This is a genomic window from Solimonas aquatica (assembly GCF_900111015.1).
Classification (GTDB): domain Bacteria; phylum Pseudomonadota; class Gammaproteobacteria; order Nevskiales; family Nevskiaceae; genus Solimonas; species Solimonas aquatica.
Window position 1 is genome coordinate 52,984 of record NZ_FOFS01000017.1, and the last position, 6,414, is coordinate 59,397.

Genomic DNA, 6,414 nt, shown 5'->3' on the forward strand with positions numbered 1-6,414 from the left:
CGCAGGACTCAGGTCTTGGGCTGCGGCACGATGCGCAGATAAGGCTTGAGCGTCTTCCAGCCCTGCGGGAACAGCTTCTTCGCCTCCTCGTCTTTCAAGGCCGGCACGATGATCACGTCCTCGCCCTGCTTCCAGTTCACCGGCGTGGCCACCTTGTGCCGGTCGGTGAGCTGCAGCGAATCGATCACGCGCAGGATTTCATCGAAGTTGCGGCCGGTGGAAGCCGGATAGGTGATGATCAGGCGCACCTTCTTGTTCGGGTCGATCACCACCACGCTGCGCACGGTGAAGGTATCGCTGGCATTGGGATGGATGAAGTCATACAGCAGCGAGACCTTGCGCTCCGGATCGGCGATCAGCGGGAAGTTCAGCGCCGTGCCCTGCGTCTCGGCGATGTCCTTGCTCCAGCCGTGATGATCCTCCAGCTTGTCCACCGACAGGCCGATGACCTTCACGCCGCGCTTCTCAAACTCCGGCTTGAGCTTGGCGGTATAGCCCAGCTCGGTGGTGCACACCGGCGTGTAGTTCTTGGGATGCGAGAACAGCACGCCCCAGGAATTGCCCAGCCACTGGTGAAAGGCAATGGGGCCTTCGGTGGTCTGTGCCTCGAAGTCGGGGGCGATGTCGCCCAGTCTGATGCTCATGTCGTCTTCTCCGGTGTGCGGGGAGCTCATGATGCGCCCACCAATGGGAAGTTCAAGAGCTGAGGACTGAATGCTCTATCCTCAGAACTGCGAAGCAGATTGTCATCAGTTGATGCCTACAGGCAAAACGAAACGGGCCTCCGAAGAGGCCCTGTGTATCGGTAGCATCGAGACCGAAGTCTCTAAAGCTTTGTTGCCGATAGTCCCCACCATCGGAAAGCCTGATACGGTTAGGAGGGTACAGAAAAATATGGGAGATTGGCAATGGCTTACAGATTGGGCCTGGATGTAGGCACGGCATCTTGTGGGCTGGTGGCTTGGCATCTGGATGAAACCGGACATCCGGTATCCCTGCCCTATTATTCGCTCGACATCTGGCAGGAGCCACTGCTACCGGCCAAATCGGGAGGAGTGGGCGAGCCCAAGAAGGCAGCGCGGCGCGCAGCCCGCATGATGCGTCGTGGCATCTGTCGACGGGCTCGCCGGCTGCGCCGGATCGCCTATCTTGCTGAGCGGCTCGGACTGGACCGTCATCAGATCGCCAGCGATTCCGGCCAGCAGATTCATGCCCTGCGTGCGCGTGCCGCGGAGGAACGGATCGAACTCTCTCAACTCATCCCGGTGCTGCTGCACCTGGCCAAGAACCGGGGTCCGTCTGGGGACTGGGTCTACTCGGAACCGGAGCGTAAATCCACCAAGGAAAAAAAGAGAGACGCTGACGATGAGACGAGGCCGACAGAAGGACCCGATGAGAAAGCCATTGAAATGGGCAAGATCGTTGGGGGCGTCCGCCACCTCGAAGCACTGATGGCCGAGGCAGCCCTCGAACTGGGCAAAGACTCCATAACCCTCGGACAGTACCTGAATCTTCGCAGACAAAAGAAAATCAGCACCACTCTTGGCCCCGCTGGCCTGTACCCAAGTAGGCGGATGGTCGAACAGGAATTCGCGCGCATCTGGGACACGCAGTCCGCTTTCTACGCTGTTATGCGCGATGCAGACACCTGCGAACAGTTCCGCGCGGCCATCTTCGATCAGCGGCCGCTCAAGTCGCCGGCGCCGATGGTCGGTCGCTGCCCGCTGGAACCGACGCTGCCACGGTCACCCGCCGCGCAGATGGCTGCTCAAGCTTTCCGTATCGAGAAACAGATTGCCGATTTGCGCTGGGGCATGGGAAGACGCGCCGAACAACTAAATTCACAGCAGCGCGAAACGGTGCGAACCCTGCTTCATAACCCCGAAATGCTGACGGCCAAGGGCGAATTGAGCTTCAAGAAGCTTCTCGATGAACTCCGGGCGCGCGGCTTTCCCGGACCGGGAACGCGTGGACTGAACATGGATCGCGCCAGCCGCGACAGCCTCAAAGGCAACACGACGCTGGTCGCCTTTCACCGGCTCGGATTGTTGAGCGCATGGCAAGCATTGGACGACAAGACCCAGGTTCAGATCATCAACTTTCTTGCCGACCTAGGCTCGCCAGAGGCACTGGACGGTAGAAACTGGCATCTCAATTTCAAGACCACCAGCGGCGAAAAAAGAAAGTTCAGCGAGGCCCTGGTCACGTTCATCAACTGCATGCGCGACAAATCGAACTTCGACCGCCTGTCAAAAATGGGTTTTGAAAGCGGCCGCATGAGCTACTCCATAAAAGCGCTCGGCAAACTCAATGCGTTAATGCAAGAAGGCTGGGATGAGCGCACCGCCATCGACCAGGCCTATCCCGAATACCACAAGCCCAGGGCCGCAAGCCTGGAACTGCCTTTGCCACCGGAGACTGGAAACACGGTGGTCGATGTTGCCATGCGTCAGGTCTACCGGGCCGTTCGCAAAGCAATGGAAGCACTTGGAGGCCCACCTACGGAAGTGATCGTCGAACTGTCACGCGATATGGCGCTGGGCGTCGGCAAGCGTAACGAGATCGAAAGCAAGATCGATAAGAACCGGAAGGCGCGGCTTCAGGCAAAAAATGCGCTCGAAACCCAAGGCCAGGAAAGCACCGAGCGAAACATCCAGCGCTATCTTCTTTGGGAAAGCCAAGGTCACTACTGCCCTTACTGCGCTGATCGCATCTCGATTGGTGACGCTCTGAGCGCAGCCACTGAGCGCGAACATATTCTTCCGCGCAGCCTCACGCGCGTTGGCGGCAAGCGCAATCAATTGGTTCTGGCGCATCGCGCCTGCAATCAGCAGAAGGAGAATCGCACGCCCTGGCAGGCTTTCGGCGCTGATGAGAACCGCTGGCAACGCGTCAAGCTCTGCGCCGAAATGCTGACAAAAAGCAAACAATGGGGAAAAGCCAAGCTCCTTCTGAAAGAAGATTGGGAAGAGGAAGTCCTGGACGATGAAGCCATCCAGGGCTTCAGCGACCGTCAGTTTCACGAATCCAGTTGGATCGCCAAGCTCACGGCTCAGTGGCTGGGCCGCGTATGTCCGCCCACTGAGCGCAACGGTCAGCCCGTGATGGTATCGAGGGGCGAACTGACCGCTCACCTGCGTCGTATCTGGAAGCTCAATACCGTGATTCCGGAAGTCCGGTTCGAGACCGGATTGCCAGTTCTGGACGAAGAAGGCAAGGCCATCACCCGCGTGGAATTCGACCGACATCGTCTGTGGTGGGATGGACAGGAACGACATGCCGGCGCCATCCCCGCCGACCGCCGCCCCGACAAGCGCATCGATCACCGTCACCATATCGTGGATGCCTTGGTCATTTCGCTCACCTCACGCAGCCTCTTCGTGCGCATGGCCCAGAATTACAAGCTCGAACGCGAACGGGAGAAACGCGGTGAGCGGGCTCGGATGAGTTTGCACGAGGCGCCGCCGATTCCACTCATCCGTGATCTGGCACTGGAGATTGTTCGCAACGTCGAAATCCGACACAAGCGGGATCATCACCCCGACGGGGCTTTATTCGATCAGACGGCCTATGGGCGCAGCCGGAAACCGGATGAAGGCGGGAGCCATCTTTTGACTTCGAGCAAGCGGCTGGCATCGCTGATTGACCCCGCCAATGCCGGCAAAACCCGTGGTCGCCTGGAGACCATCGAGAGCGAGAAGACCCGCGAGATTGTTCTTTCCGCTTTTGAACAGCGCTTGAGAGCCGGCAAATCTCTCAAGCAGATTTTCGACGAACCCGTTGTCCACCCACAGTACGGAACCCATATCAGTCGTGTGCGCCTACTTCGAGAGTCGGAGCATACCGCCGCCGTAGTTCGACACAAGAACCGGCACGGTCAGATGCTTGAAAAGCGCTACACCCACTCGGGCAATGCGTACCTTGAAATTATGATCGAAGACGGGAAACTCGTCGGGGCGCCTCGCCTTGTGAATATTCAAGAGGCCATGCTGGAAAAAAGTTCACGGCCGCCTCATGGCGTTCGGCGATTCTGGAAAGGCGACACTATTCAAGACGCGCGAGATGGCAAGAGCTTTGTCATACGTCAAATAAAAAGTGAAGGTGGCGGAGCTCTGATCGGGGCCTTGAATTCCGAAGCAAGGGAAGTGCGTGACCTTACAGCTGCCTCCGGCTATCGGATGTTCAAAGGAAAAAGTTTAGCCAAGCTAACGGTGATTTAGCAGGCCATGTCTGAGCACCGTATCCTGCTCATCGAGAATCCGGCGCGCCTGAGTGTCGATCTCGGCCGCATCCGCATCTGTCGTGAGAACGAAAAGGACATTTTCGTGGCGCCGGGCGACATCGCGGTAATGGTGTTGCATCACCACACCGTTGAACTTACCGCGCAGACTCTGCAACTTCTGGTAGAGAACCGGGCCATTGTGCTGCTCACCGACAGCAAGCACCATCCTAGCGGCTGGCTGACGCCCATGTACGGACTGCCTCAAGCCACACTGCGCTTGCGGCAGCAATTGGAGTTGGCAACGGATACGCGCAAGCGCCTCTGGCAATCGATCATCCAGTCGCGTATCAGAACTGAAGCCAATACCCTGCGCGAATTGTCGCTCAATGGCGCGCTGCGTCTTGAGCGGATGGCAACGGAAGTGATGCCAGGAGACGAATCACGCCACGAGGGCCAGGCGGCCAAGCACTACTGGGACTGCTTGTTCGGCAAGGGCTTCAAGCGTGACAAGCAGGGCGCCGAGGATCTGACCAATGCAGCGCTGAACTTTGGCTACGCCGTACTCAGATCGCTGGTGGCACGGGAACTCGCGGTGGCGAGCCTGACTCCGATGCTGGGCATCGGGCACAGCAGTGGCGATAACAGTTACAACCTTGCCGACGACTTCATAGAACCCTATCGGCATCTTGTCGAGCGCCTGGTCTTCGAGCAACACGATTCGTTTGGTGAATTCGACGCCAAAGCCCGGCTCGCTGTACTGGGCCTCATCAAGAAGACGGTGCGGCTGGGCAATATGGAGTTTCGCCTGCCTGCGGCGGTACGCGAGACTGTGGCCAGTTACCTGCGGATTCTGGAAACCGGTCGCGGCGGACTCGCCCTGCCATGCTGAAGCAAAGGTAGAGCATTGCGGAAAATCCCAATTTGGGACTATGATCCGCGATGCGGGTCATTGCCCTTTCGACTCTGAAGGACTTTTGGACTCGGCACCCGCAGTTCCGCGAGGCCGAGAGGCCGACGCTGGCTTGGTATCGCGATGTCGCACACGCCGACTGGGCGGCGCCTGCGGACGTCAAAAGACAATTCCGGAACGCCAGCGTCTTGCGTAACGGACGCGTGGTATTCAACATCGGCGGCAACAAGTACAGAATCGTGGCTTGGATCAACTACCCATACCGTATTGTTTACATCCGCTTCATTGGCACGCACGAGCAGTACGATGCCATTGACGCCCAGTCGATCTGAAGCGAGTTTCAATGAACATCAAACCTATCAAGACCCGCAAGGACTATCGCGAAACACTCAAGGAAATCGAATCCCTCATGACCGCCCGCGCGGACAGCGAGGAAGGTGATCGGCTGGATGTTCTGACGACGCTGATAGAAGCCTATGAGCGCGTTCACTTTCCGATGGACCTGCCGGATGCGGTGGATGCAATCCAGTTCTGCATGGAGCAGCGTGGCTTGTCCGTACAGGACTTGGAGCCCGTCATCGGACGGCGCAATCGTGTGTATGAAGTTCTCAATCGCCGACGGCCGTTGACCTTGCGCATGATCGAAGGCCTACACAAAACTTTCGGCATCCCAGCCGAAAGCCTGCTACGGCAGAACCCACTCAAACCCGGCCGCAAAGCGGCCTGATGCATCCCGCCGACATGGCCATCAACGGCTGGCGCGTCATGTGGCTGCTAGCGAGCTTCGACTGTCCCGTCGGAACCAAGGAAGAGCGGCACGACTACACCGTGTTTCGCCGCACCTTGCTGCAGGAGAACTTCACGCAGCACCAGTTCTCGGTTTACCTGAAGCATTTTCCGACGCTGGCCACTGCGCAGGCCCAGATCGAGCGACTGCGTCCGAGCGTTCCGGAAGACGCGCATGTGGCATTCTTCTTTTTCACCGACAAGCAGTACGCCATGACCCGCGAATTCATCGGTCCCAGGCGCAGTAAAATCCGGCCAGATGCGCCCGAACAGTTGCTGCTCATCTGAAAAGAAAGCCCGCAAGTCAGGGACTTGCGGGCGACCAGACCCTATCAGGCTTTCCGATGGTGGGGTATCGGAACACAGGCACCGTTGTTGTTCTTGAGCTTGCCGACCCTATCAGGCTTTCCGATGGTGGGGTATCGGAACTGCCCAGCGCTTGCCGACGATATGCACAGCGACCCTATCAGGCTTTCCGATGGTGGGGTATCGGAAC

6 protein-coding genes are annotated in these 6,414 nt (G+C 58.3%); 5 read left to right on the forward strand and 1 reads right to left on the reverse strand.

Going from position 1 to position 6,414, the window contains the following annotated elements; all coding sequences use genetic code 11:
- Window positions 1–8: 8 nt before the first annotated feature.
- Entirely contained in the window at window positions 9–644 is a 636-nt protein-coding gene (locus BMY12_RS18360; protein ID WP_093289313.1) for a peroxiredoxin, read from the reverse strand.
- Window positions 645–908: 264 nt separating this feature from the next.
- Here BMY12_RS18360 and cas9 point away from each other — a divergent pair, with 264 nt between their 5' ends.
- Genes cas9 through cas2 form a run of 5 tightly spaced genes read left to right on the forward strand, consistent with a single transcriptional unit; the run spans window position 909 to window position 6,206 of the window.
- Window positions 909–4,220, forward strand: a complete 3,312-nt coding sequence (gene cas9 / locus BMY12_RS18365; RefSeq protein WP_093289314.1) for a type II CRISPR RNA-guided endonuclease Cas9 — start codon at window positions 909–911, stop codon at window positions 4,218–4,220.
- Between the two features lie 6 nt (window positions 4,221–4,226).
- Window positions 4,227–5,111: a type II CRISPR-associated endonuclease Cas1 gene (gene cas1 / locus BMY12_RS18370; RefSeq protein ID WP_093289316.1), complete on the forward strand. Its 885-nt coding sequence runs from the start codon at window positions 4,227–4,229 to the stop codon at window positions 5,109–5,111.
- A gap of 50 nt (window positions 5,112–5,161) precedes the next feature.
- A complete protein-coding gene (locus BMY12_RS18375; RefSeq protein ID WP_093289317.1) occupies window positions 5,162–5,464 on the forward strand; it encodes a type II toxin-antitoxin system HigB family toxin in 303 nt (100 codons plus the stop codon).
- Window positions 5,465–5,475: 11 nt separating this feature from the next.
- Window positions 5,476–5,859 (forward strand): helix-turn-helix domain-containing protein, encoded by a 384-nt coding sequence (locus BMY12_RS18380; RefSeq protein WP_093289319.1) that lies wholly within the window; start codon window positions 5,476–5,478, stop codon window positions 5,857–5,859.
- Entirely contained in the window at window positions 5,859–6,206 is a 348-nt protein-coding gene (gene cas2 / locus BMY12_RS18385; protein WP_093289320.1) for a CRISPR-associated endonuclease Cas2, read from the forward strand. The genes BMY12_RS18380 and cas2 overlap by 1 nt, the downstream gene beginning before the upstream one ends.
- Window positions 6,207–6,414: the final 208 nt, after the last annotated feature.

What these genes read in the sequence shown, in the direction of transcription:
- cas2 (WP_093289320.1), top strand. Translation starts at nt 5,859, where the DNA reads ATGCATCCCGCCGACATGGCCATCAACGGCTGGCGCGTCATGTGGCTG.
- BMY12_RS18360 (WP_093289313.1), bottom strand. Translation starts at nt 644, where the DNA reads ATGAGCATCAGACTGGGCGACATCGCCCCCGACTTCGAGGCACAGACC.
- BMY12_RS18380 (WP_093289319.1), top strand. Translation starts at nt 5,476, where the DNA reads ATGAACATCAAACCTATCAAGACCCGCAAGGACTATCGCGAAACACTC.
- cas9 (WP_093289314.1), top strand. Translation starts at nt 909, where the DNA reads ATGGCTTACAGATTGGGCCTGGATGTAGGCACGGCATCTTGTGGGCTG.
- cas1 (WP_093289316.1), top strand. Translation starts at nt 4,227, where the DNA reads ATGTCTGAGCACCGTATCCTGCTCATCGAGAATCCGGCGCGCCTGAGT.
- BMY12_RS18375 (WP_093289317.1), top strand. Translation starts at nt 5,162, where the DNA reads ATGCGGGTCATTGCCCTTTCGACTCTGAAGGACTTTTGGACTCGGCAC.